This window comes from Agrococcus sp. HG114 (genome assembly GCF_024723325.1).
Lineage (GTDB): Bacteria > Actinomycetota > Actinomycetes > Actinomycetales > Microbacteriaceae > Agrococcus.
This window is the reverse complement of record NZ_JANQCH010000258.1, coordinates 1-732: the sequence shown is the minus strand read 5'-3', so window position 1 is coordinate 732 and position 732 is coordinate 1. Positions and strand designations below refer to the sequence as shown.

General features: G+C 78.6%; 1 protein-coding gene. It reads left to right on the top strand.

The window, feature by feature from the left end; genetic code table 11:
• On the top strand, positions 1-579 hold a 579-nt coding region (locus NWP09_RS13115), incomplete at its 5' end, for a CpaF family protein (RefSeq protein ID WP_258275925.1).
• Positions 580-732 lie beyond the last annotated feature (153 nt).

Here is a 732-nt window from a genome sequence, read left to right as displayed (position 1 = left end):
GGCTGCTTCGCGGCGGTGCCGGTCGAGCGGGTGCGCGCGCTCGTCGCGCGGCGCGCGAACGTGCTCGTCACCGGCGCCGGCGGCTCGGGCAAGACGACCCTGCTGGGCGCGATGCTCTCCGAGGCCGCGGCCGGCGAGCGCATCGTGACGATCGAGGACGTCGCCGAGCTGCGCATCCGCCACCCCCACGTCGTCGCGCTCGAGGCGCGGCAGGCGAACGCCGAGGGAGCGGGCGCCATCGGGCTCGAGCAGCTCGTGCGCGAGGCGTTGCGCATGCGCCCCGATCGGCTCGTGCTCGGGGAGTGCCGGGGCGCCGAGGTGCGGGAGCTGCTCGCGGCGCTCAACACCGGGCACGACGGCGGCGCGGGCACGCTCCACGCGAACTCGCTCGAGGATGTGCCGGCGCGGCTCGAGGCGCTCGGCGCGCTCGCGGGCCTGACCCCGCCCGCGCTCGCCCGGCAGGCGGTGAGCGCGCTCGACGCGGTGCTGCACGTCGAGCGGACCGCCGACGGGCGACGGGTCGCGGCGATCGGTGAGCTCGTGCTCGACGGCGACCGGCTCTCCGTGCGGCGCCGATGACCGCGGCCGATCGTCTCGACGAGGCGGCCGCGACCATCCACCGGCTCGCGGCGCTCGTGGCCGGCGGGCTGACGCTCGAGCGCGCGTGGGCGGTGCTCGGCACGGATGCGTCGGCGGTCGACGCGAGCGCGGGCGGCGGCCCGGGGCAGGCGG